Annotated in this window: 24 protein-coding genes; 13 read left to right on the top strand and 11 right to left on the bottom strand. The window is 70.4% G+C overall.

What is annotated here, in order from left to right:
* Window positions 1-77: 77 nt before the first annotated feature.
* Together B116_RS0103845 and B116_RS0103840 are read left to right on the top strand one after the other, a co-directional pair.
* Entirely contained in the window at window positions 78-653 is a 576-nt protein-coding gene (locus B116_RS0103845) for a GtrA family protein (RefSeq protein WP_026321512.1), read from the top strand.
* Between the two features lie 64 nt (window positions 654-717).
* Complete coding sequence (locus tag B116_RS0103840; protein ID WP_018721188.1) at window positions 718-1410, top strand: GtrA family protein; 693 nt, start codon at window positions 718-720, stop codon at window positions 1408-1410.
* Between the two features lie 48 nt (window positions 1411-1458).
* Here the strand turns inward: B116_RS0103840 and B116_RS0103835 are convergent, their stop codons facing one another.
* Together B116_RS0103835 and B116_RS0103830 are read right to left on the bottom strand one after the other, a co-directional pair.
* Window positions 1459-2085 (bottom strand): PH domain-containing protein, encoded by a 627-nt coding sequence (locus B116_RS0103835; RefSeq protein ID WP_188115988.1) that lies wholly within the window; start codon window positions 2083-2085, stop codon window positions 1459-1461.
* 67 nt (window positions 2086-2152) lie between these two features.
* Window positions 2153-3028, bottom strand: coding sequence for a biotin--[acetyl-CoA-carboxylase] ligase (locus tag B116_RS0103830; protein ID WP_018721190.1), 876 nt, complete (start codon window positions 3026-3028; stop codon window positions 2153-2155).
* An 85-nt stretch (window positions 3029-3113) separates the two neighbouring features.
* Between B116_RS0103830 and B116_RS0103825 the strand changes: the two genes are divergently transcribed.
* Window positions 3114-4697: an acyl-CoA carboxylase subunit beta gene (locus tag B116_RS0103825; protein ID WP_018721191.1), complete on the top strand. Its 1584-nt coding sequence runs from the start codon at window positions 3114-3116 to the stop codon at window positions 4695-4697.
* A gap of 52 nt (window positions 4698-4749) precedes the next feature.
* On the opposite strand, the gene B116_RS0103820 is transcribed toward B116_RS0103825, so the two are convergent.
* From B116_RS0103820 to B116_RS0103805, 4 genes are all read right to left on the bottom strand, one after another.
* Window positions 4750-5628: a hypothetical protein gene (locus tag B116_RS0103820; RefSeq protein WP_027659256.1), complete on the bottom strand. Its 879-nt coding sequence runs from the start codon at window positions 5626-5628 to the stop codon at window positions 4750-4752.
* The gene (locus tag B116_RS0103815) at window positions 5621-6121 is read right to left on the bottom strand and encodes a sigma-70 family RNA polymerase sigma factor (RefSeq protein ID WP_027659255.1); all 501 of its coding nucleotides are present in this window, start codon (window positions 6119-6121) and stop codon (window positions 5621-5623) included. Before B116_RS0103815 ends, B116_RS0103820 begins: the two co-directional genes overlap by 8 nt.
* Before the next feature lie 140 nt (window positions 6122-6261).
* A complete protein-coding gene (locus B116_RS0103810; RefSeq protein WP_027659254.1) occupies window positions 6262-7005 on the bottom strand; it encodes a M50 family metallopeptidase in 744 nt (247 codons plus the stop codon).
* A gap of 75 nt (window positions 7006-7080) precedes the next feature.
* Complete coding sequence (locus B116_RS0103805) at window positions 7081-8934, bottom strand: serine/threonine-protein kinase (protein ID WP_027659253.1); 1854 nt, start codon at window positions 8932-8934, stop codon at window positions 7081-7083.
* A gap of 90 nt (window positions 8935-9024) precedes the next feature.
* Between B116_RS0103805 and B116_RS0103800 the strand changes: the two genes are divergently transcribed.
* The 6 genes from B116_RS0103800 to B116_RS0103775 all read left to right on the top strand — a co-directional run bounded on the left by B116_RS0103800 (window position 9025) and on the right by B116_RS0103775 (window position 15242).
* Entirely contained in the window at window positions 9025-9237 is a 213-nt protein-coding gene (locus B116_RS0103800; RefSeq protein ID WP_027659252.1) for an acyl-CoA carboxylase subunit epsilon, read from the top strand.
* A 216-nt stretch (window positions 9238-9453) separates the two neighbouring features.
* Entirely contained in the window at window positions 9454-10224 is a 771-nt protein-coding gene (locus B116_RS25885) for a superantigen-like protein SSL4 (protein WP_155255714.1), read from the top strand.
* 97 nt (window positions 10225-10321) lie between these two features.
* Entirely contained in the window at window positions 10322-10960 is a 639-nt protein-coding gene (locus B116_RS0103790) for a Maf family protein (RefSeq protein WP_050591828.1), read from the top strand.
* Between the two features lie 80 nt (window positions 10961-11040).
* Window positions 11041-11694: an O-methyltransferase gene (locus tag B116_RS0103785; protein WP_025618035.1), complete on the top strand. Its 654-nt coding sequence runs from the start codon at window positions 11041-11043 to the stop codon at window positions 11692-11694.
* Between the two features lie 212 nt (window positions 11695-11906).
* Window positions 11907-13658, top strand: coding sequence for an acetyl/propionyl/methylcrotonyl-CoA carboxylase subunit alpha (locus tag B116_RS0103780; RefSeq protein WP_027659250.1), 1752 nt, complete (start codon window positions 11907-11909; stop codon window positions 13656-13658).
* Between the two features lie 144 nt (window positions 13659-13802).
* Window positions 13803-15242: a GuaB1 family IMP dehydrogenase-related protein gene (locus B116_RS0103775; protein WP_018721201.1), complete on the top strand. Its 1440-nt coding sequence runs from the start codon at window positions 13803-13805 to the stop codon at window positions 15240-15242.
* A 31-nt stretch (window positions 15243-15273) separates the two neighbouring features.
* Here B116_RS0103775 and B116_RS0103770 read toward each other — a convergent pair whose 3' ends face one another.
* Window positions 15274-16899: a DHA2 family efflux MFS transporter permease subunit gene (locus B116_RS0103770; RefSeq protein WP_027659249.1), complete on the bottom strand. Its 1626-nt coding sequence runs from the start codon at window positions 16897-16899 to the stop codon at window positions 15274-15276.
* Between the two features lie 52 nt (window positions 16900-16951).
* On the opposite strand from B116_RS0103770, the gene B116_RS0103765 reads away from it, so the two are divergent.
* Window positions 16952-17512: a MarR family winged helix-turn-helix transcriptional regulator gene (locus B116_RS0103765; protein ID WP_027659248.1), complete on the top strand. Its 561-nt coding sequence runs from the start codon at window positions 16952-16954 to the stop codon at window positions 17510-17512.
* Here B116_RS0103765 and B116_RS0103760 read toward each other — a convergent pair.
* Entirely contained in the window at window positions 17481-18050 is a 570-nt protein-coding gene (locus B116_RS0103760; RefSeq protein WP_027659247.1) for a TetR/AcrR family transcriptional regulator, read from the bottom strand. The two genes, B116_RS0103765 and B116_RS0103760, sit on opposite strands and share 32 nt — an antisense overlap.
* A gap of 82 nt (window positions 18051-18132) precedes the next feature.
* Between B116_RS0103760 and B116_RS0103755 the strand changes: the two genes are divergently transcribed.
* The 3 genes from B116_RS0103755 (at window position 18133) to B116_RS0103745 (ending at window position 22433) form a co-directional block, all read left to right on the top strand.
* Window positions 18133-18579, top strand: a complete 447-nt coding sequence (locus B116_RS0103755) for a DoxX family protein (RefSeq protein ID WP_027659246.1) — start codon at window positions 18133-18135, stop codon at window positions 18577-18579.
* Between the two features lie 105 nt (window positions 18580-18684).
* The gene (locus B116_RS0103750) at window positions 18685-20418 is read left to right on the top strand and encodes an ABC transporter ATP-binding protein (protein WP_018721206.1); all 1734 of its coding nucleotides are present in this window, start codon (window positions 18685-18687) and stop codon (window positions 20416-20418) included.
* Window positions 20415-22433 (top strand): ABC transporter ATP-binding protein, encoded by a 2019-nt coding sequence (locus B116_RS0103745; protein ID WP_027659245.1) that lies wholly within the window; start codon window positions 20415-20417, stop codon window positions 22431-22433. Before B116_RS0103750 ends, B116_RS0103745 begins: the two co-directional genes overlap by 4 nt.
* A 129-nt stretch (window positions 22434-22562) precedes the next feature.
* Here the strand turns inward: B116_RS0103745 and thrS are convergent, their stop codons facing one another.
* The 3 genes from thrS to B116_RS28085 form a co-directional block, all read right to left on the bottom strand.
* A complete protein-coding gene (thrS, locus tag B116_RS0103740; RefSeq protein ID WP_018721208.1) occupies window positions 22563-23780 on the bottom strand; it encodes a threonine--tRNA ligase in 1218 nt (405 codons plus the stop codon).
* Window positions 23781-24017: 237 nt separating this feature from the next.
* Window positions 24018-24248 carry a hypothetical protein gene (locus B116_RS28090; RefSeq protein WP_027659244.1) on the bottom strand — a complete coding sequence of 77 codons (231 nt, stop codon included), beginning with the start codon at window positions 24246-24248 and terminating at the stop codon, window positions 24018-24020.
* Window positions 24248-24478, bottom strand: a complete 231-nt coding sequence (locus B116_RS28085; protein ID WP_027659243.1) for a hypothetical protein — start codon at window positions 24476-24478, stop codon at window positions 24248-24250. The genes B116_RS28090 and B116_RS28085 overlap by 1 nt, the downstream gene beginning before the upstream one ends.
* Between the last annotated feature and the right edge of the window lie 49 nt (window positions 24479-24527).

Here is a 24527-nt window from a genome sequence, read left to right as displayed (position 1 = left end):
CTCGGGACGCCACTCAAGGGCTGTTACGCTCCGCTCATCATCACTGTCCGGATCAGCCATGCCGCCCGGTGCTACCCGTGCCGCGGGCCTGCACCCGGTACGCTCGCTCGGTGGCAGCGACGATGACCGGGGAGCCCGGCTCCCGGCGGACCCGGCCGGGTCTGATCCACGCCCTGCTGGACCGGTTCGGTCACCTCGTCCACGAGTTGAGCAAGTTCGCCACTGTGGGCGGCGTCGCCTTCCTCGTCGACTTCGCCCTCTTCAACTTCCTGACCTCGGTGCAGGACATCGAGCAGGTGACTGCGAAGACCATCTCCACGGTGGTGGCGGCAACCTTCGCCTTCCTCGGCAACCGGTTCTGGACGTGGCGACACCGCCGGGGCGCCAACCCCGCCCGCGAGTACGCGCTCTTCTTCATCTTCAACACGGTGGGCCTCGGCATCACCGTGGCGGTCCTGGCGATCAGCCGGTACGGCCTGGGCCAGATCTGGCCGGAGGTCTTCCAGACCCCGTTGGCGGACAACATCGCCAGCTATCTCGTCGGTACCGGGCTGGCGACCCTCTTCCGGTTCTGGTCCTATCGACGGTTCGTCTTCGTACCAGCGGGAACTCCTGCCGTACCGGAAGCGAAGCACGACCGATACCGGGCGTGACCTGCCGCCCATCTCGCCAGGCCGGGGCGGCCCCGGCCCAGCCCACTCGCCTAAGGTGTTCCGCATGCGTCTTGTCCGTCTCCTGCCCGAGCGCTGGCAGAAGTTCATCCACGAGGCGCTCAAATTCGGCATCGTCGGGGGCGTCAACACCGTCATCAATTACGCGGTGTTCAACGCCCTCGCACTCACCGTTTTCCAGGGCGGCGCGCTGAAGGCGACGGTTGTCGCCACCATCACGGCGACGATCACGTCGTACCTAATGAACCGTCACTGGACTTACCGGGATCGTCCGAAGACGGCGGTTCGGCGCGAGTATGCCCTGTTCTTCCTATTTAACGGTGCAGGGCTCCTCATCGAACTGGGCGTGCTGGCCGCGGCCAAGTACGGCCTCGGCGTGACCAGCCTGCTCGCCCTCAACCTCGCCAAGACGATGGGTATCCTGCTGGCGACGTTGTTTCGGTTCTGGTCCTACCGGACGTTCGTCTTCCAGCCTGCGCCAGCGCCGGCCACGAACAACTGGCACAGCATCCCCCGCGACGAGTGGGACACGATGGCCGAGATGGACCCGGTCGCCGAGCTGGCGGAATCGGTCTCCGAGCTGGAGGAAACCGCCCCGCCACCGGGCACCCACCCGCACCGCACACCGATCCAAGGCCTGACCATTCCGCTGGACGCCCGCCTCGACCTGGACCGGGAGCTGGCAGCCGAGCTCGCCGCGGAGCTCCAGGCCAGCTCTCGCCGCTCCCGCCGCTCCTGACCGCATCGGCTCCGGAGCCGATGCGGCCCGGCCCGCGACAAGACCCGCTCAGCCCGGTTCCCGCAGCCGGTCGTCCTGGGCCTCGGCCAGCGACTCCGGCAGTTCGGCGTCGCCGGAGGGCTGCCGGTCATGCTGCGCCTCCACCAGCTCGTAGAGGGTGGTCTGCACCCGCCCCACCTGCGGCACATCACACAACACCAACCGCCCACGCTCCCCGACAGAGTCGATGGTCAGAGTGCCGCAGCCGAACAGCCGCTCGCTGAAGCGTTGCTGCATCGCATGGTCGGTGATCCGGGTAAGCGGAATGTCCCGGCGGCCCAGAGAGAGCGCACCCCGCTGGATGAGCACCCGCTCGGTGGTGAACAGGTAGTGGGTCGCCTGCCAGACCAGCACCGGCCAGAGCGCGAACCACAGCACCCCCACCAGTGCCGACCCACCGAGCACCACCAACACCACCACTCGGCCAGCACCGTCGGGGGCCAGCATCAGGGCTGCCACCACCACTGCCACGGCGAAAACCGCTACCCCGACCGGCCGGGCCAGGGTCTTCCAGTGCGGATGCAGGTGCAGCACAACGTGCTCGTCCTCGGTGAGCACGTTCTCGGGAAACGCCACGGGTACCTCCAGCGCAGATCGGACGCGCAGACCGTAACCGCTCACCCCGCCCCACGACATCAGCCGCGCGGGCCGGACGACGACAGCCGCTGCCCGGACTCGGCCCCGCCGGGTCAGCAGTAACCGTTCAACGCAGGTGCAGAACGTCGCCGGCGGAGAGGTGCCGAGTGACTTCTGGGGTGACCACCACCAGCTGGCCGTCGGAGTCAACGCCGGTCGCCGTGCCGGTCAGCTCGCCACCGTCCGGCAACAGCACCCGAACCGGACGGTCCACGGTGGCGCAGGCGGCCAGGTACGCCGCACGCAGGCCACTCGCCACCGCACTACCGCCAGCAGCCCGCCAACGCCCATACCAGTCGCCCAACGACCGAAGCAGCGCCCGTAGCAACGGATCCCGGTCGGTCGCCGCGGCACCGGCCAACTGCAGCGAGGTCGCCGGCAGGCCGGACGGATTCACCGGCAACTCGTCAGCACGAAGAGTCACGTTCACACCGATGCCGAGGACGATCGCGGGGGGCGCCGTCACACCCGCCGCCGGCACCCCCTCGGCCAGAATCCCACCGCACTTCGCCCCACCGACGAGCAGATCGTTCGGCCACTTCAGGGTGGCCTCCAACTCGGCCAGTCGGGTCACCGCCTCCACCAGCGCCACCCCGGCCAACAGCGGCAGCCACCCGTACGCCGACGGTGGCACCGGCGCCCAGCCCCGCTCGGCCACCGCATCCCCCGGCCGAAGCAGGACGCTGGTCGCGATGCCCGCCCGAGCCGGCGAATGCCAGTCGCGGCCCCGCCGGCCCCGCCCCGCGCGCTGCCGCTCCGCGACCAGCACCAAGCCCTCGGGCTCCCCGGAGCGGGCGTACTCGGCCACGTCTGCGTTGGTCGAACCGGTCTCGGCGAGAAGCTCCAGCCGGGCCCACGGACCGTGCGGCGCGACCAACGCGCGACGCAGCCGCACCACCGACAGCGGCGGGCGATCCAGATCGGTGTACGGGGAACCCAGCATCCCGCCAGCCTACGGCCCTCCCGATGACAGGTGGTGAGGCGTACTGCACAGCGGCGCCCAGCTGAACCATCGTTATATTCCCTTGGTGACTACCGAGACCGGGACCAACATCCACAGCACCGCGGGCAAGCTGGCGGATCTGGAGCGTCGGATCGACGAGGCGGTACACGCCGGATCGGCGCGCGCCGTGGACAAGCAGCACGCACGGGGCAAGAAGACCGCGCGGGAGCGGATCGAGCTACTCCTCGACCCGGGCTCCTTCGTCGAACTGGACGAGCTGGCCCGACACCGGTCCACCAACTTCGGACTGGCGAAGACCCGCCCCTACGGCGACGGCGTCATCACCGGCTACGGGACCATCGACGGCCGCCAGGTCTGCGTCTTCGCGCAGGACTTCACGGTCTTCGGCGGCTCCCTCGGCGAGGTCTTCGGCGAGAAGATCGTCAAGGTGATGGACCTGGCCATGAAGATCGGATGCCCGGTCATCGGGATCAACGACTCCGGCGGTGCCCGAATTCAGGAGGGCGTCGCCTCGCTCGGCCTCTATGGCGAGATCTTCTTCCGCAACGTACGGGCCAGCGGCGTCATCCCACAGATCTCGCTCATTCTCGGCCCGTGCGCGGGCGGCGCCGTCTACTCACCGGCGGTCACCGACTTCACCGTGATGGTCGACCAGACCTCACACATGTTCATCACCGGCCCGGACGTGATCAAGACCGTCACCGGTGAAGACGTCGCCATGGAGGAGCTGGGTGGCGCCCGTACGCACAACTCGCGCAGCGGCAACGCGCACTACCTCGCCACCGACGAAGAGGACGCGATCGAGTACGTCAAGGCGCTGCTGTCGTACCTGCCGTCGAACAATCTGGACGAGCCGGTCACGTACCCGATCGACGTTGACCTCGAGATCAGCGACGAGGACCGGGAGCTGGACACCCTGATCCCGGACTCGGCGAACCAGCCATACGACATGCACCGGGTCATCGAGCACGTCCTCGACGAGGGCGAGTTCCTTGAGGTGCAGCCGCTGTACGCGCAGAACCTGATCGTCGGCTATGGCCGAGTCGAGGGCCGCCCGGTCGGCGTGGTCGCGAACCAGCCCATGCACTTCGCCGGCACGCTGGACATCGCCGCGTCGGAGAAGGCCGCGCGCTTCGTCCGCACCTGCGACGCGTTCAACATTCCGGTACTCACCTTCGTGGACGTACCCGGCTTCCTCCCCGGCACCAGCCAGGAGTGGGAGGGCATCATCCGCCGGGGCGCGAAGCTCATCTACGCGTACGCCGAGGCCACTGTCGGAAAGGTCACCGTCATCACCCGCAAGGCATACGGCGGCGCGTACGACGTCATGGGCTCCAAGCACCTCGGCGCGGACCTGAACTTCGCCTGGCCGACCGCCCAGATCGCGGTGATGGGGGCGCAGGGGGCGGTCAACATCCTGCATCGACAGGAGCTGGCCGGCGCCGCCGACCCGGCCGCCCGGCGGGCCGAGCTGATCACTGAGTACGAAGACACCCTCGCCAACCCGTACATCGCCGCCGAACGCGGGTACATCGACTCCGTCATCCCACCGCACGAGACCCGGGCGCAGATCGTCCGCGCGCTACGGGTACTGCGTACCAAGCGCGAAACCCTTCCCCCGAAGAAGCACGGCAACATCCCGCTGTAGGTGGGAAGCCGTCAGCGTTTCCGGTGCCGCTGGGCCGCTCGCGCCACGTGGCTCAGCAGGACGGGCTGGCGGCGATGCACATACGGCGGGNCGCCACGTCGGCGAGGCGGACCAGTTCCGCCTCGCCGGCCATGCTGACGAAGAGCACCGTCACCAGGTCACCCACGCGCAGCACGACCCGCAGGTCCGGTGAGTTCGCCACGGTCTGCAGCTCGCCCAGTACGGGGTTGGGGAGCAGGGAAGACGAGTGTCGTAGCAGGAACGACTCGTCACCGGCGAAGTCCACCCGCGGGGTGTCCCAGCGGTGCACCGCCGTCATGTTGATCGCACGGCCTTCGTAGTCGGCCGTCCAGACCTCCTGCTGGGGGCAAGTTACGATCGTCTCTCGAATCTCGGCGAAGGAGCGTGCCGCGCCATCGTCGCGAAACCGGTACAGATCCTGCACGACCAGGATGTCACCGAGCCGGTTGGGGCCCCCGGCCGACCACCGCAGCAACGTCTGCGACCGGCTCGTCCAGGCCTCCGTCTCCGGGCCCAGATCGCATCGGTCGCGCCCGAATCCCAGCGTGACGGTGCCGCCCGCGACCGCCTCGTCGAGGTGGAGCTCCGTGCGCACCACCAGGTCCGACTGTTGGACGAAGAGCTCGGGCGGGAGGTCGGAGCGCACCGCCGCAACCTGCCCGGCGGGCGACGCCGGGGGGCTGCCCACCGCGGCCGGCACCGGTGGCGGAATGGCCGGTTGGTAGCCCGAGGGACGGGTGACCACCGCGACGGTGACCACCGCCAGGGTCCCCACCAGGGTGACCCCCGCCAGCAGGGCGGTACGCCGGCTGCGACGGCGGGCCCGAGCACGGATCTCCGCCGCCTCCGGCCAACGGACGTCGCAGAGAGCACGGTGCATGGGCTCGACGACGCTCATCTCGTCACGCATCGACGGCCTCCTCCAGATCGACGACGGCGAGTAGCCCGGCGAGGGCGACCCGGCCGCGAGACAGCCGGGCCTTGACGGTGCCGACCGGGGCGTTGGTCTCCCGGGCGACGTCGACGACGGGCATTCCCACCAGGTAGTAGAGCGCGATCGCGACGCGCTGCTCCTCCGGCAGCCGGCGCAGCGCGGCGACCACCGCCACCGTGTCGGTGCTTGGCGCAGGGACGCTCTCGGTGGCGCCGTGCCGCAGGTACGCCCGAGCACGGCTGCGCAGGCTGCGCCATCGACTGACCGCGACCCGGCTCGCCACCACCCGCACCCACGCCTCCGGGTCGTCGTACCGGCTCACCGTTGACCAGCGCTGCCAGGCCCGGATATACGCCTCCTGCACCGCATCCTGGGCCTCGGTGAGATCACCCGTGAGCACGTACACGAAGCCGAGCAGCCGCTGCCGGCTCCCCCGATAGAACTCGTCGAACCCCTCGACATCCGGCACCTGGTTACCTCCTGTGGCGGTCGCAGGGGACACGCACCAGTGCCGGCTCCGGGTTGCCGGCAGCGACCAGCTTTTCCGCCCCGGCTGGACCACGTCACGGCACCGGAGCAGCCGACGGCCGGCTTCCCGGGCAGTCCGGCTCAGCCGGTCAGCCCGTAACCGGTCAGGATCGGGCCGCCCATCAGAACCGCGCCGAAGCCCAGCACAGCCAGGTTGACCAGGGCAAACACCGTGACCCAGAAGAACGCGGGGAAGGGGGTGATGCCGGCGAGTTGGTCGGCGTCGGAGCCGGGCATCCGGCCGCGGGCACGCAACCGTTGCAGCTCGACCACCGGGCGGACCCCGCCGAGCAGCAGGAACCACACCCCGGTGTACGCGAACGCCGCCTGCACCTGCGGTGTGGCGTACCAGGAGACGGCGAGTACGAGCCCCCCGGTGACCAGCAACGACAGCACCCCGAAGACGTTGCGGATCAAGACCAGCATGGCCAGCAGCAGCACCACGGTGATCCACAACAGCAGGGTGATCCGGTTTCCACCGAGGATCCACGCGCCGGCGAGCCCGACCAGCGGTGGGGCCAGGTATCCGGCGAGCAGGGTGATCACCATGCCGGGGCCGGTGGGGCGGCCGGCGGAGAGGGTGAGCCCGGAGGTGTCCGAGTGCAGCCGGATGCCGTGTAGGCGACGGCCGGTGAGCAGGGCGGCCAGCGCGTGCCCGCCCTCGTGGGCGATGGTCACCGCGTTGCGGGCGATCCGCCAGGGTCGGCCGGTGCTGACCACGATCAGCGCCCCCACACCAGTGAGCAGCACCAGCAGCGGGGGCGGGTCCGGTTGCGCGCCGCGCAGCGTGTCCCAGATACCGGTCAGACCGTCGATCGACACCATGGGCGGGGAGCCTACCGCCCTCGCCCCGGCCGGCCCACGGCCCGAGTTGGCCGCCCTCGGCCACTCGGGACGAGATCAGCTACGTACCGGCACAAACCCGTCGGCGATGATCTCGAAGATCGACTCGTTCGCCGCCCAGTCACTCTCCGGGCAGTCCCAGCGGATCGCGTACCCCTTGTCGGGGGCGGTCACGAAGCCACGATTGCGGACGTGGATCCGACGTCCGTAGTCGTCATTGAAGATCCACTCCCAGTCGGCGGCCTCATCCCAGTAGTCCACCGAAACGATCTTGACGTGCTGGTAGCCGCGGTAGCCACCACGTCGCGCGGCCTCCTGCCGACGCCAGTCGGCCACGGCATCGTCCAGTGGCGTTGTCGTCTGGTCAATGAGCAGGGCCCGCCCCTGCCCGTCGGAGAACCGGACCCGATAGTCCTCCGGTCCCCGACCCCATGGCCGGCGATAGTTCAACTTGAACCCCGGCGGCACCGGCACCACGAATCCCGTGGCGTCCTCATGTAGCTTCCAGCCAGCCGGCAGCGCCGCGCCCGCCGTACCACTCGGGGTCGGGCTGGCGCTGGTCGGCGGGGGGCTCACCGACGCCGTGACGCTCGGAGCCGAGCTGGCCGGAGCCGTGGTGGGTCCGGCACCGGTCGCGACGGCACCCGGATCCACTTCGTCGCCCTCCGTGGTGAGCTGGGGATAGACCACCACGAGACCAAGCAGGAGCAGAACCACCACGGCACCGATCGCCAGGTTGCGACGGGTGGCGTAACGCTTCGTACCGGCGGCGGGCCCACCGGGCGGGGGCACCGACGATGCCGGGGCAGCCGACAGCCCACCGAGCTTCGCTGTCGGGTCGGCGGCGACCCGGTCCACCGGAGGGTCGACCGGCGCGGTCGGGCCGGTACCAGTCACTTTCGCGGTGGGGGCGGCATCGGCCGGCGGCTCGACCGCCGGTTGTGCCGGCGGGGATGCCGGTGGGGCCGACGCCGGGGATTCGGGCAGCTCCGACGCCGGCCGCGGCGCCGGCACAAACGCTGGTGTCCGCCCCCCGCGACGGTTCGGCCCAGGCCGGCGTACGCCGGACAGCAGCGGGATGAGCTGCGAACGCTTGCCGCCGGCTCGGCGCAGTAGCCGCTCCGCCACGTCCGCGGTGATCCGATCGGTCGGATCCTTACGCAACAGGCCGTTGAGTACCGGTCGCAGCGAGCCGGCGTTCTTCGGTGGTGGCGGCGGCTCGGTGGCCAGCGCCGCGAGGGTGGCAATCGCCGAGGGACGCGCGTACGGCGACTTGCCCTCAACCGCCGCGTACAGGGTCGCGCCCAACGACCAGAGGTCCCCCTCCGGCCCAGCGGTGCCATCCCGCGCCCGCTCGGGAGCGATGTACGCGGGTGAGCCGAGCACCATGCCGGTGCGGGTGACATTGGGGTCACCCGGAACGGTAGCGAGACCGAAGTCGGTCAACACCACCCGCCCGTCGTCGCCGAGCAGGACGTTGCCGGGCTTGACGTCACGGTGCATCACACCCGCCTTGTGCGCCGCCCTCAGCGCACCAAGCACCCCGAGGCCAATCTGCACTGCCTGGGCCAGCGACACCGGCCCCTGCTCGGCGAGCGTGTCCTGGAGGGACTTCGACGGCACGTACTCCATCACGATCCACGGGTCGCCGTCAGTGCGCAGCACGTCGAAGATGCGAACGACGTTGACATGATTGAGTCGAGCGATCGCCCGCGCCTCGCGCAGCGAACGCTCCCGCATCTCGCGGCGCTCCTCGTCAGTGAGGCTGGGCGGCGGGACCAGTTCTTTGATCGCCACGGTCCGGTGCAGCACCTCGTCTTGCGCCTTCCACACCCGACCCATGCCGCCTTGGCCAAGCGGCGACAAAAGCCGGTATCGGCCAGCGACAAGTTCCGGAAGTGCGTTCGACATCGCTGAAACGGTACCCGGCGGCGACGGCGGTCACTCGGGCGGCACGCCACCGCTCAATGAAGATCCAAACTCCCCGCGTAGGCTGACGCCATGTCTGCCGAGGAGCCACTATTCCGCGTCGTTCGTGGCACGCCGACCGCTGAGGAACTGGCCGCCTTGGTGGGCACGATCGTCGTTCGGTCCAAGCCGGCGGCAGCCCCCGCCCCACTTCCGGTTTCTGCTTGGGCACGGGGCGCCCGTCCCGCCAACAACGGCCACACCGCCGGCCCGAACGCCTGGCGCACCTCCGGCCTGCCCCGCTGACGCGGCCCACGCCACGGCCGCACCCCGAAGCCCGGTGGTGCCGGCTACCGATTCCCGCGGTGGATCGCGTTCTACTGCAACGCGAGCGAATTGCCGCATAATGAGCCACGCACCTGGTCGACTCATCCGAAATGCACCATTCCGAGGCTGCAACTCCCACATCACACCCGCTACCCTCACTCATGGAAACGGCGCGGTGACAGAAAGGGAGGGATGATGATCGAGGAGGGTGAGGGTCGTCCAGCGGCCCAGTTTCCCAGCCTCAACGGCATTGCGACCGACATCCGCCAGCTACAGGATCTCGCCGACCAGCTCCAGGCAACCACTGCGGACGACGACACCGCACAGCTTCCGCCTGCTGAAGCAGCGACGACCGCCACCGTCCCGAACCCAACTGGCATCCTCCTCGAACTCACCCACTTCCTACGTACACATTGGGAAGTGCAGCAGGCCACCTCCGACGAGGCCCAGGAACACCTTGAGCGGCTCCAGACCTATCGTCGCGGCCTCGCCGAGATGTGGTCCCCGGAGACCAACGGGACGGCGCGCGCCTACCTCCAGCGATTGGACGCCCTGATCGACCAGGTACGGCAGACCCACGACGCCACCGCCGCAAGCCCCGCCGCGCGAGATGTCACCGCCAAGGCCATCGACAGCCCCCGCGATCCTGTTCTGGAATTGTCGGAGAAGCACCAGGCGAAGCTCCAACAAGAGCAGTCGCACGAGTCCGCCGGGGTAGATCCGACGTCGTCGGTTCCCGAGCCCCAGTCACCCCCGTCACCAACGGCGCCGGGAGTCTCCCCCAAGCCAAGGCCGACGCCGACGCCGTCCAAGTCCCAGAGCGCCGACGGCCCCCCACGCCGTCTCCTCGGTGGAATACTGGGCGGTGGTGGTGCGGGCACCGCACCGACCGGCGGAGCCGGCTCACGCCCGGGGGGCGGCAAGGGCTTCCCAACCGGGCCCACCATCCCGCCCGGCGCCAATTGACGTCGCTGACCGCCGGCCCGGGTCTCGTCGCGGTGATCCCACTGGCCGTGGCAGCAGCCTCCCAAGTGCCGGGCGATGAGCGGGTAACGTCGGCGTCGTGTCTGGATCTCTACCGCTCCGCCTCGTACTCGCCTCCGCGAGCCCTGCCCGCCGCAAGACCCTCCAGGCAGCGGGGATCGAGCCGGAGGTGTTGGTCAGCGGCGTTGACGAGTCCGTCGTGGTCAACGATCACGCGGATGAACTCTGCCTTGAGCTCGCCCGGTTGAAGGCGCAGGCGGTCCTGACCCGGCTGCACCCTGTCAAGGACCAACGCACCCTGGTGATCGGGTGCGACTCGGTGCTGGAATTCGACGGCCAGATCTTCGGCAAGCCCGCCGATTCGGCCGACGCCGTCCGCCGGTGGGAGCGGATGCGAGGGCGCAGTGGAGTCCTGCACAGCGGGCACTGCCTCGTTGACGTGGCGGCCGGCCGGCGGGCGGAGGCCGTCGCCTCCACGACCGTGCACTTCGCCGCGGTGAGTGACGACGAGATCGCCACGTACGTCAGGACGGGAGAACCCCTGGCAGTGGCGGGTGCGTTCACGATCGATGGGTTGGGTGGACCGTTCGTGGAGCGAATCGAGGGCGACCCCGGCACGGTGGTGGGCCTCTCCCTGCCGCTGCTACGCCGCCTCCTGGCCGAGCTGGAACTGCAGATCACCGACCTGTGGAGCAGGGGTACGCCGAGCGCCCCGTAGTCAGGCGCCCCGGCTGCCCCGAAGCCGAACCCTGGAGCCTGACCGGCGAGTCTCGCCGGCGTGAGTACGAAGGAGCAACGTTGACCACCAAATCCATCCCGTTGACGTCGGAGCTGCACGCGTACCTGGTCGCCCACGGTGGCCCGCCGGATGAGGTCATGCTCGACCTGATCGAGGAGACCCGGACGCACCTGCCTGAGGACGCGCAGATGCAGGTGGCGCCGGAGCAGGCCGCATTCCTGACCTTTCTCACCCGGCTGCTGGGGACGCAGCGGGCGGTCGAGGTCGGCACCTTCACCGGCCTCTCCGCGCTGGCGATCGCCCGCGGGCTGACCGAGGACGGGCAGCTGACCTGCTTTGACGTTTCGGAGGAGTTCACCGGGATCGCTCGGCGCTTCTGGACCCGGGCCGGCGTAGCCGACCGGGTGCAGCTACGGATCGGCCCCGCCGCGGAGACGCTGCGGGAACTACCGGCCGACCGCCACCTCGACTTCGCTTTCATCGACGCGGACAAGGTCGGCTATTCGGCCTACTGGGCGGAGTTGGTGCCCCGGATGCGGCCCGGTGGGGTGATCGCCGTTGACAACGTCCTCCGCGACGGCCGAGTGCTCGCCCCGCAGGACGCCAGCGACCGGGCCATCGCCGCGTTCAACGACGAGGTGCTGGCCGACCCTCGGGTCGACCCGGTGATGCTGCCAATCGCCGACGGGCTGACCCTAGCCCGGGTGCGCTGACCGTCCGTTTCGTCTCCCTGCTGGTCGTGGTGCCCGAGCCGGGGCACCACGACCAGCAGGGGCGTTGGGCCGATGGCTGCCCACCCGCCGCGACGCGCTGCGGGGCAGTCGGCGAACAGGCAGTGCGGCATCCCACACTTAGCGCTCGTTAGGGGGCATCGGCGCGGCCGTTACACTCCCGGTCAACGAACTCCCCGGGAGGAGCCCCCAAGGTGCGCAAGGTACTCATCGCCAACCGCGGCGAGATCGCTGTCCGCGTCATCCGCGCGTGCCGCGACGCCGGCCTGGCCAGCGTCGCCGTCTACGCGGACTCGGACCGCGACGCCCTGCACGCCACCCTGGCCGACGAGGCGTACGCGCTCGACGGCGACACCGCCGCCGACAGCTACCTACGCATGGACAAGCTGATCGATGTCGCGGCGCGATCGGGTGCTGACGCGGTGCACCCGGGCTACGGCTTTCTCTCCGAGAACGCCGACTTCGCCCAGGCGGTGATCGACGCCGGGCTGACCTGGATCGGGCCGAGCCCACAGGCGATCCGCGACCTGGGCGACAAGGTGACCGCCCGACACATCGCGCAACGCGCGGGCGCACCGCTGGTACCCGGCACCCCGGACCCGGTCGGCAGCGCCGACGAGGTGTTGACCTTCGCCGCCGACCACGGCCTGCCGGTCGCCATCAAGGCGGCCTTCGGCGGCGGCGGTCGCGGCCTCAAGGTCGCCCGGACGATGGAGGAGATCCCCCACCTGTTCGAGTCGGCCACCCGGGAAGCGGTCGCCGCCTTCGGCCGGGGTGAGTGCTTCGTCGAGCGGTACCTGGACCAGCCCCGGCATGTCGAGGCTCAGGTCCTCGCCGACCAGCACGGCAACGTCATCGTGGTGGGCACCCGGGACTGCTCCCTCCAGCGCCGGCACCAGAAGCTGGTCGAGGAGGCGCCGGCGCCGTTCCTCACCGACGCGCAGCGACAGCAGATCCACGACTCGGCCAAGGCCATCTGTCGGGAAGCCGGCTACCACGGTGCCGGCACTGTCGAATATCTGGTCGGCGCCGACGGCACCATCTCCTTCCTGGAGGTCAACACCCGACTTCAGGTGGAGCATCCGGTGACCGAGGAGACGGCCGGGGTCGACCTGGTCCGGGAGCAGTTCCGCATCGCGGACGGGGAGAAGCTGCGGTTCACCGAGGACCCGACGCCCCGCGGGCACTCCATCGAGTTCCGGATCAACGGTGAGGACCCGGGCCGAAGCTTCCTGCCCGCCCCGGGCACGATCACCGCGCTGCGCCTGCCGACCGGTCCGGGAGTACGGGTCGACACGGGGGTCACCGCCGGCGATGTGATCGGCGGCAACTTCGACTCGCTCCTGGCCAAGGTGATCGTGACCGGTGAGACGCGTACCGAGGCCCTGGAGCGGGCCCGTCGCGTGCTGGACGAGATGGTGGTCGAGGGCATGGCCACCGCGCTGCCGTTCCACCGGCTGGTGGTCCGGGACAAGGCCTTCACCGCCGAGCCGTTCACGGTGCACACCCGGTGGATCGAGACCGAATTCGACAACACCGTGCCGGCCTTCACCGCCACCGCGGACCCCGCCGAGGGCCCGGCGGAGCGCGACACCGTGGTGGTGGAGGTGGGCGGCAAGCGGCTGGAAGTCAACCTCCCGGCCGGCTTCGGCGCCGGTACGGCCGCCGCCGCGCCCACGGCGAAGAAGCCGGCCCGTCGGCGCGGCGGGGCGAAGGCCGGGGCCGCGGTCGGCGGCGACACTCTCGCCTCCCCCATGCAGGGCACAATCGTGAAGATCGCGGTCGCGGAGGGAGACATCGTGGCCGAGGGTGACCTGATCGTGGTCTTGGAGGCGATGAAGATGGAGCAGCCGCTGCACGCGCATCAGGCGGGCACGGTCAGCAGCCTCGCCGCCGAGATCGGCGCGGTCATCACCGCTGGTGGCGCGATCTGCACCATCGCCTGAGGCGCCAGCTGCCACGGTTCGGAAGACGGACACCGACGACCCGGCCGCACTCGCCTCGGCGCTACGGGCGCCGAGGCGGGCCAGCCGGCGGGATGTTGTCCGACCCGGGAGGCGCGAGCCGGGACAGCCAGTCATGATGACCAGGTGCGGTTCCTTCACGGCGCGGTCCCCGCGCACGACCTGACCTACAACGACGTCTTCATGGCCCCGGCCCGCTCCGAGGTGGCGTCCCGGCTCGACGTGGACCTGTCGACCGGTGACGGCACCGGCACCACCATCCCGTTGGTGGTGTCGAACATGACCGCGGTGGCGGGCCGCCGGATGGCCGAGACCGTGGCCCGGCGGGGCGGCATCGCGGTCATCCCGCAGGACATCCCGATCGAGGTGGTCGCGGACGTCATCGCCTGGGTCAAGCAGCGGCACCTGGTGTACGACACCCCGATCACCCTGGGTCCGACCGATACGGTCGGTGACGCCATCCACCTGCTGCCGAAGCGGTCACATGGCGCGGTGGTCGTGGTGGACGAGGCCGGCCGGCCGGTCGGGGTGGTGACCGAGGCGGACACGGTGGGCGTGGACCGGTTCGCGCAGCTACGGCACGTGATGTCGGTGGAGTTGCACACGGTCTCGGCGGACGCCGACCCGCGGAGTGGCTTCGACCGGCTCTCGGCCGGCCGGCGTCGGCTGGCACCGGTGGTGGACGAGCAGGGACGGCTGGTCGGCGTACTCACCCGATCGGGTGCGCTGCGCGCCGCGCTCTACCGTCCGGCGCTCGACGACCGGGGCCGGCTGCGCATCGCCGCGGCGGTGGGCATCAACGGCGACGTCACCGGCAAGGCCCGAGCCCTGCTGGAGGCCGGGGTGGACACCCTGGTCGTGGATACCGCGCACGGCCACCAGGAACGGATGCTCTCCGCCCTCCGGGCGGTACGCGCGCTCGATCCGGCCGTTCCGGTCGCGGCCGGCAACGTGGTCACCGCCGACGGCGTACGCGATCTCGTTGCGGCGGGTGCGGACATCGTGAAGGTCGGCGTGGGGCCGGGGGCGATGTGCACCACCAGAATGATGACCGGGGTGGGCCGACCCCAGTTCTCGGCGGTCCTGGACTGTGCCGCGGCGGCGCGGGCGTTGGGCCGGCACGTGTGGGCGGACGGCGGGGTCCGGTACCCCCGCGATGTGGCGCTGGCGCTCGCCGCGGGGGCCGCGAACGTCATGATCGGTTCTTGGTTCGCCGGTACCTACGAGTCCCCGGGCGACCTCTACGCCGACGCCGACGGCCGCCGCTACAAGGAGAGCTTCGGCATGGCCTCGGCCCGGGCGGTCAGCGCACGGACGGCGGACGACTCCGCGTACGACCGCGCCCGGAAGGCGATCTTCGAGGAGGGCATCTCGTCGGCGCGGATGTACCTGGACCCGGAGCGGCCGGGCGTGGAGGACCTCGTCGACGAGATCATTTCCGGGGTACGCAGCGCTTTCACCTATGCCGGGGCACACAACCTCACGGAGTTCCACGAGCGGGCGCTGGTTGGGGTGCAGAGCGCGGCCGGCTACACCGAGGGGATGCCGCTGCCGACGAGTTGGTGACTCGACCACCCGATGCCGACGGCTCCGTGGTCTAGCTGGCCGGGCTGGCCGCCGGCTGCGGCACCGGCGCCGGGTCCGCAACCCCGGGGCGGTCCCGGGGCAGTCGGGCGCAGGCGATCAGTCCGATAATCAGGAAGCCGGCGGCGGTGAAGGCGGCGTACCGGGTGGCGTCGGCGAAGGCGGCCTTCGCCTCCTCGGCGATCGGCGCGGTGCGGGGGTCGGCGGCGAGCCCGGCGATCGCCGCTCCGCCGCTCTCCCGGACCTCGGTTACTACCTGTTCGCGCTGGGTGGAATCGAGCTCGGACCGATCGGCGAGCCGCGCGCCGAGCAGCCCGCTGAGTCCGGCGAAGAGGACCGTGCCGAGCACGGCGATGCCGAGGGCGGATCCGACCTGCCGCGCGGTGCTCTGCACCCCGGACCCTTGGCCGCTGCGCCGGACCGGCACCTCTCGCAGCGACACTCCGGTGAGCTGGGCGGTGGCCAGACCGACGCCGACACCGTAGACGAAGAGCAGGCCAAGCGGTGCCCACCAGCGGGTGTCGGGGGCGACCACGAGGCCGAGTCCGGCGATGCCAGCGATCTCCGCGGCTACGCCGGACTGCACCACCCGGGTGGTACCCCATCGTTTGACGAGAAGCGCTCCGAGTGCGCTGGAGAGGAAGCTCCCGACGGCGAGGGGCAGCAGCGCCAAGCCGGTGTGGAAGGCGCTGTAGCCGAGGACGTTCTGGTACCAGAGCGGGAGCGCGAAGAGGAGGCCGAACTCGCCCAGGCTGACGATCGCGGCGGCGGTGACGCCGGTCCGGAAGGAGCCGATCCGAAACAGCGACAGGTCGATCAGCGCCGTCCGGCCGATCCGGTTGCGGCGCACCTGATGGGTAACCAGAAGGACAAGGGCGGCCAGGCCAGCCAGCCCGACGACAGGCACCGGGGAGATCGCGGCGGGCCAGTCCAGGCCAAAGAGGGTGATCGGCTTCGCCAACCCCCACCAGCCATATGTGCGCCCCTCGATGAGGGCGAAGACGACGCCGGTCATGCCGAGCACCGACAGCAACGCCCCGATCAGGTCGATGCCGCGCTCGACCCGGTCGTCGCGGGACTCGGGGACCAGCGCGAGCGTGGCGGTGACCACCAGCACCCCGATCGGGAGGTTGATGCCGAATGCCCACCGCCAGGAGAGCTCGGTGGTGAGCCAGCCGCCGAGCAGCGGACCGAGGGCGGCGGCCCCGCCGATGGTGGAGCCCCAGACCGCGAAGGCGATCGCCCGCTCTCGCCCGACGAAGTTCGCGTTCAGCAGGGACAGTGAGGTGGGCAGCATCATCGCGCCGCCGAGCCCTTGAAGCACCCGCGCCCCGATCAGCTCCGCACCGGAGCCGGCGGTGGCGGCGAGCAGGCTGGCGACGACGAAGACCAGCACACCGACGACGAACATGCGCCGCCGGCCGGCCCGGTCAGCAAAGCGGCCGACGACCAGGAGCAGGGCGGCGAAGACGAGGGTGTACGCCTCCTGGACCCACTGCGCCCCGGCGGAGCTGACGCCGAGGTCAGCGATGATCGCCGGGACGGCGACGTTGACGATCGTCACGTCGACGATGATCGTGGCGACTCCGAGGCTGATGGCGAGCAGTCCCCACCAGCGGCCGCGTCCCTGCTCCGGCATGCCCGCTCCGATCGCTAGTTTATCTAGCTACCTGAGCTGCTAGCTTCGTCCTGTGGACAGCGCCGCGTCAACCACCGCCGGCTCGCGTCACGGGCCGTACAGCGAAGCACCATCAACCAGCCGAACCGCCCGGGCGCTGCGTGAGGTGATCCGGGCGGCCAGCGACACCCGGGTGGCGCTGGCCCGCCGGCTCGGGATCGGGGTCACCGACGCCGCCGCCATCGACCACCTCGCCGCCAGCCCGGACCCGCTCGGCCCGGTGGAGTTGGGCAACCGCCTCGGCATCCGGTCCGCCTCGGCCACCGCGCTGGTGGATCGGCTGGTCCGAGCCGGCCACCTGGCGCGCACGCCGCATCCGCAGGATCGCCGCCGGGTGGCGCTGCAGGTCACCGATCAGGGGTACGACGAGGTGTCGGCGGCGCTGCAGCCGATGCTGACCGGCATCGAGCAGGCGGTCGCCCGGCTCACCCCGGAACAGGCAGCCGCGACCGCCGCCTTCCTGCACGAGGTCGCCGCAGTTATGCGGACCTATGGCGCGAGCGCGCCGGAAGATCAGCCCGCGCCCGTGGGCCAACGCCGGATCAGCAGGGCGGCTCGAAGAGTCGACGAATGACGGTACGGGCAGCCTCCCGCGGATCCGTTCCCGCCTCGTCCGGCAACGCGCCCGCATTCCAGAGCGTGGCGAAGCCATGCACGATGGACCAGGCGGCGAGCGCGTCCCGGGCGGCGGAGTCCGCCCCGCCGGGACCCGCTGGCAGGTCGACCACCGCCGAGTTCAGGACAGCACGCGATCGTCCTCGGGCCGCCACCACCTCCGGCGCATCGGCGCGGTAAAGGTCAGGGCGGTACATCACCTCGAAGTGCGCCCGACGCCGGACGGCGAAATCCACGTAGGCCACCCCCATCTCGAGCAGGCTGTCGCCGGCTTTCAGGGCCTCGGCGAGCAGGTCGAAGCCCTCGACCGCGAGCGCGGTGAGCAACCCCGGCTTGTCGCCGAAGTGATGGGCGGGTGCCGCATGCGACACGCCGGCTCGGCGAGCGAGGTCGCGCAGGCTCAGGGCGGTGGGCCCGGACTCCTCGATCGCCACCGCGGCGGCCGTGAGCAGAGCCCGCCGAAGATCACCGTGATGGTAGCCACGTGCATCGGTCATCCCCGAAGCATATCTTGCCGTTGACAAGATACCTAGACGGAGAGTAATCTTGCCACCGACAAGATCTCGCGTGGAGGTTCCGATGGTTCCACTGATCACACTGGTGGCCGGCACCGGATTGGCCCGGCTGGCCGGTCTGGCCGGCGTGGGTGCGCTCGACGGCTGGCACCCCGCCCTGCGGGTGGGACTCGCCCTGATGCTCACGGTCACCGGACTAGCGCACTTCAGTACGCGACGCCGGGCCGGCCTCGTCGCGCTGGTGCCACCACGGCTGCCCCACCCCCAGTTCCTGGTTACCCTCACCGGAGTGCTGGAGTTGCTCGGCGCGGCGGCGCTACTCGCTCCCGCCACCGCTCGGTGGGCCGCCGCCGGGCTGGCCGTCCTGATGCTCGCCATGTTCCCGGCGAACGTGTCGGGAGCACGGCGGAAGCTCACCCTGGCCGGCCGCCCAGTCACCCCGCTGCCCGCCCGTACCGCGATGCAGGCAACGTTCGTCGCCGCAGCGGTCGTGATTTCGCTTGGATCCTGAACATCCGAGAGCTAGCCTGCCCGGGTGTACGTGCTCCACCGCCAGAACGCACCGCTCGGGCGCTGATCGCCCGGCTAGCCAGGGCGAATCTCCCGGAGAACCCACTTGCTGATCCAACTGCTCCGCACCTACCTACGCCCTTACCACCGCCCGCTGGCGGCCGTGGTCGTCCTCCAGTTCGTCGGCACCATCGCCTCGCTCTACCTGCCGAGCCTCAACGCCGACATCATCGACCTTGGGGTGGCCCGCGGCGACACCGGCTTCATCGTGCGCACCGGGGCCTGGATGCTCGTCGTCAGCCTGGTGCAGATCGTCTGCTCGATCGCCGCCGTCTACCTGGGCGCCCGCACCGCGATGGCGTACGGCCGGGATGTCCGCGCGGCGCTCTTCGCCCACGTCAACAGCTTCTCCGCGCGGGAGGTCGCCCACTTCGGCGCACCATCACTGATCACCCGCAACACCAACGACGTGCAGCAGGTGCAGATGCTGGTGCTGATGAGCTGCACGATGCTGGTCGCCGCGCCGATCATGAGCGTCGGCGGGGTGGTGATGGCGCTCCGTGAGGACCTCGGACTCTCCTGGCTGCTGCTGGTCAGCGTCCCGGTCCTGGCCCTCGGCCTGGGCCAGGTGATCCGGCGGATGGTGCCCGGATTCCGACTCATGCAGACCCGCATTGACGCGGTCAACCGGGTTCTCCGCGAGCAGATCAGTGGCATCCGCGTGGTCCGGGCGTTCGTCCGGGAACCGTACGAGACCCGCCGCTTCGCCGCCGCCAACACCGACCTGACCGCGACCGCCCTACACACCGGCCGACTGGCGGCACTGGTCTTCCCGATCGTGATGCTGGTCCTCAACGTCTCCAGCGTCGCGGTGCTCTGGTTCGGGGCCGGACGGGTGGACGCCGGCGCCATCGAGGTCGGCTCCCTCACCGCCTTCCTCCAGTACCTGATGCAGATCCTGATGGCGGTCATGATGGCCACGTTCATGCTGATGATGGTGCCGAGGGCGGCGGTTTGCGCCGAGCGCATCGGCGAGGTGCTGGCGACCGAGACCTCGGTCACGCCCCCACCGGAGCCGGTCACCGCACCGCCCGGCCGAGCCGAGGTGGAGCTGCGCACGGTGCGGTTCCAGTACCCGGGCGCGGCCGAACCGGTGCTGCGGGACGTGTCGTTCCGGGTGACCCCGGGCACGACCACCGCGATCATCGGCAGCACCGGCGCCGGCAAGAGCACCCTGCTCGCCCTGATCTCACGGTTGATCGACGTTACCTCCGGTGCGGTGCTGGTGGACGGGGTCAATGTCCGGGAGCTCGCACCGGAGGCGCTGTGGCAGCGAATCGGGCTGGTGCCACAGCGCCCCTACCTGTTCACCGGCACGATCGCCAGCAATCTGCGACACGGCAACCCGGACGCGACCGAGGCCGAGCTGTGGGCGGCGCTGGAGGTGGCGCAGGCACGCGACTTCGTCGCGGCGATGCCGGACGGGCTGGACGCACCCGTAGCGCAGGGTGGCACCAACCTCTCCGGCGGGCAGCGGCAGCGGCTGGCCATCGCCCGGGCGCTGGTCCGCCGACCAGAGATTTACCTCTTCGACGACTCCTTCTCCGCCCTTGACCTCGGCACCGACGCGCGGCTGCGGGCGGCGCTGCGCCCAGTCACCGCCGACGCGGCGGTGGTGGTCGTGGCGCAGCGGGTCGCCACCGTGGCAGACGCCGACCGGATCGTGGTGCTGGAGAACGGGGGCGTCGTGGGGGTCGGCCAGCACGCCGAGCTACTGACGACCTGCCCCACGTACGCGGAGATCGTCGCATCACAGCAGAGCACGGGGGTGACGGCATGAGCGCTCCAGCCGTACCGAAGAAGAACCAACCCGGCGAGGAGCCTACGCCCCAGCGGCTACCGTCCGGCGGCCAACGCGGCAGCGGGCCGTCCTGGCCGGGGCCCGGTATGCCCGCCGAACGGTCGATGTCCTTCGGGCCGTCGGCTCGGCGCCTCCTCGGCCGGCTACGCCCGCACCGCCTCCCACTGATCGGGGTAGTCGCCCTGGCGGTGCTCGGTGTCGGCCTGAACGTCATCGGCCCGAGAGTGCTCGGCCACGCCACCGACCTGATCTTCGCCGGAGTATTGGGCAGACAGCTCGAACCCGGTACGACGACGGAGGCCGCCGCCGCGGCGGCCCGCGCGGCGGGCAACGACAGCTTCGCCGACATCATCACCCGGATGGGCGTGGTTCCCGGCACCGGAATCGACTCCGCCGCGTTGGCCCGGGTGCTGCTGCTGGCGCTCGCCCTCTATGTCGCGGCGTCCCTGCTCATCTGGGCGCAGGGTTGGCTGCTCACCGGGATGGTGCAGCGGACCGTGCACCGGCTACGGGAAGACGTGGCGGCCAAGCTGAACCGGCTGCCCCTGCCCTACTTCGACCGACAGCCCCGGGGCGAGCTGCTCAGCCGGGTCACCAACGACATCGACAACATCTCGATCAGCCTGCAGCAGACCTTGAGCCAACTGCTCACCGGGCTGCTCACCGTGGTCGGGGTGCTCGCCATGATGTTCTGGATCTCGCCGGTCTTGGCCCTGATCGCACTGGTGGCGGTGCCCCTGTCGGTCCTCGTCACCCAGCAGATCGCGAAGCGGTCCCAGCCGAGGTTCGTCGCCCAGTGGACGCACACCGCTGAGCTCAACGGCCAGATCGAGGAGGCCTTCACCGGCCACGAGTTGGTCAAGGCTTTCGGCCGGCAGCGGGCCGTGCAAACCTCCTTCGCGGCCAAGAACGAGGAGCTGTTCCAGGCCAGCTTCGGGGCGCAGTTCATCTCCGGAATCATCATGCCGGCGATGATGTTCATCGGGAACCTGAGCTACGTGGCGATCGCCGTGGTCGGCGGGCTCCGGGTCGCATCGGGCACGATGACCCTCGGCGACGTGCAGGCCTTCATCCAGTACTCCCGCCAGTTCACCCAGCCGCTCACCCAACTCGCCGCGATGATGAACCTGCTCCAGTCCGGGGTCGCCTCCGCCGAGCGGGTCTTCGCGGTGCTCGACGCCGAGGAGCAGACTCCGGAACCGGCCGTCCCGGCCCGACTTACCGCACCCCGCGGACGGGTCGCGTTCGAGCACGTCTCCTTCCGGTACGCCCCGGACAAGCCGTTGATCGAGGACCTGTCGCTGACCGCCGAACCCGGCCAGACGGTGGCGATCGTCGGCCCGACCGGGGCCGGCAAGACCACGCTGGTCAACCTGGTGCTGCGCTTCTACGAGCTGAACGCCGGTCGGATCACCCTCGACGGAGTGGACATCACCGGGCTGCGCCGGGACGACCTGCGCGGCCGGGTCGGCATGGTGCTCCAGGACACCTGGCTGTTCACCGGCACCATCCGAGAGAACATCGCCTACGGCCGACCCGACGCCACCGAGGAGGAGATCCTGGCGGCGGCCCGGGCGACCTTCGTGGACCGATTCGTGCGCAGCCTGCCCGATGGCTACGACACCGTGATCGACGAGGAGGGGAGCAACATCAGCGCTGGCGAGCGGCAGCTCATCACCATCGCCCGCGCCTTCCTCGCCGAGCCGTCGCTGCTGATCCTCGACGAGGCCACCAGCTCCGTGGACACCCGGACCGAGGTGCTGCTCCAACGGGCGATGGCGGCACTGCGATCCGACCGCACCAGCTTCGTGATCGCACATCGCCTCTCCACCATCCGCGACGCCGACCTGATCCTGATGATGGTGGACGGGCGCATCGTCGAACAGGGCAGCCACGACGAACTGCTCGCGGCCGACGGCCCGTACGCCGGCCTGCACCGATCCCAGTTCACGCAGGGCCGGCCGACCGAGTCCGAGCCGGTCCCGGCTCCGTAGCCGCCGGGTCGGGGCGCCGGGTCGGGGCCGCGGACGGCCCAGCAACTCCAGGATTCCGTCGGGTCGCCAAGGCCGAATCCCGCCGGCAACCGGGTCACCCCGGGTTACCGGCGATCATCGGCCGGCCGCTCAGCCCGGCGGAAGGAGTTCCGGCGAGCGGGTCGCGACGACCCGGGCAACCAGGGCGAGGGCATCGGCGGCCGGCAGCGGAGCCAGGTGCTGGCCATCCCGCAGCCGCAGCGACACGTGTCCGGCCGCGGCCTCCCGCGGGCCGACCACCGCGACGTACGGAATCCGGGCCTGCGCCGCGTCGCGGATACGCCCGCCCAGCGACCCGCTTCGGTCCACCTCGGCCCGCAGTCCGGCCGCCCGCGCTGCGGCGACGACCTCGTCAGCCGCGCCGTCCTGCGCGGCGGCGACCGGCAGGACCACCAGCTGAACTGGCGCGTACCAGACGGGGAAAGCCCCCTCGTGCACCTCGATCAGGTAGCTGAACAGCCGCTCCATGCTCCCGACGAGACTGCGGTGCACCAGCACCGGCCGGCGCCGGGCACCACCGGAGTCGACGTACGACAGATCGAACCGCTCCGGCTTGTCGAAGTCGAGCTGGACGGTGGAGAGCGTCCACTCCCGACCGGCGGCGTCCTCCACCTGAATGTCGATTTTCGGTCCGTAGAAGGCCGCTGCACCGAGGTCCTCGGTGTACTCCACCCCGTCGAGCGCGGCGCGGAGCAACTCCTCGGCCCGCGCCCAGTCGTCCTCTTCACCGACGTAGCGCTGACCCGGACCCCGCAGCGACAGGCGAAAACCCGCCGGTCGTACGCCGAGGGCGGCGTGTGCCGCGCGGATCAGCCGAAGGATCTCCGCTACCTCCGCCCCGACCTGCTCCAGGGCGCAGAAGTTGTGGGCGTCGTTGAGCGAGATCGCCCGCACCCGGGCCAGCCCGCCCAGCACCCCGGAGCGCTCGGCCCGGTACATGCCGCCCATCTCGGCGATCCGCAGTGGCAGGTCCCGCCAGGATCGTCCCCGGCACCGGTAGACCAACGCGTGGTGTGGGCAGAGCGACGGGCGGAGCACGAGTTCGTCGTCGGCCGACAGCCGCATCGGTGGGAACATCTCCTCGGCGAAGTGGTCGAGATGCCCGGAGCGTTCGAAGAGTTCCCGCCGACCGAGTGGCGGGGTGACGACGTGCTGGTAGCCGGCCTGGCGTTCAAGGTCGCGGAGATACTCCTCGACGGCGTGCCGGGCCGCCGCCCCGGCCGGCAGCCAGAGCGGCAGCCCCGCACCGGCGAGCGGGTCGGAGGTGAACAGGCCCAGGTCCCGGCCGAGCCTACGGTGGTCGATCATGTCGCGCTCCTGATTCGGGTACGGCCGTCGGAGCGATCGGTACCCGGAACGCGAACGAGGCCCCGGGGCGTTCGCCCCGGGGCCTCGTTGACGGAGAAAGTCAGTGCGGCACGCCGGGGTTCCCCGGCGTCGTGTTCCTTACCGCAGCATGCATGGGGTGAGGCTACGACCAGCGGCGTCGAACCCGCACCCGAATTTGACCCACCCACCTCCGGTCGCGATGACCCACCGCCGTCCTCACCGTCGAGCCGAACGAGCAGAAGGCACCCAACAGCCCTGACCGACCGAGGTCAGGTAGTCGTAGGCGGTACTGGTCGGCCTACACGGCCACCCACAACCGCAGACCGGACACTGATCAACGCGTGGCCAGTGCTCGACGATGATCCGCCGAGCGGACAGGATCATCCGGTTACGCAACTGCACCGCCGACAGGCCGTTCGCCACTGGCCGCCGGCCGACCGTGGCCATCACCGGGAGCAGGCCCGTTGACGGGCCAACGGAGTCATCAACGGGCGCGAATCGAAAATCACGGTCGACTGGTCACAGATCGGGGAGTAGGCGCCCGCCCGCGCCGCAAAACGGGTAGCGGGACCGAGAGCATCCAAACCCGGGTAGCAACGCTCTCGGCGGCGCATGCCAGGCGCTGCCGGTGCCGGCTGGCCAATGAGCCGTCGCCAGGCGTTGCGGATCTTGGTCACGGTCGCCTCCCTCGTCGGTGGACGTGGCAGGCAGGCGTGAACGTCACGG

It is taken from the genome of Salinispora fenicalii, assembly GCF_000514815.1.
In the GTDB taxonomy this organism is placed as follows: Bacteria; Actinomycetota; Actinomycetes; order Mycobacteriales; family Micromonosporaceae; genus Micromonospora; species Micromonospora fenicalii.
This window is presented reverse-complemented; position numbering and strand designations above follow the sequence as displayed.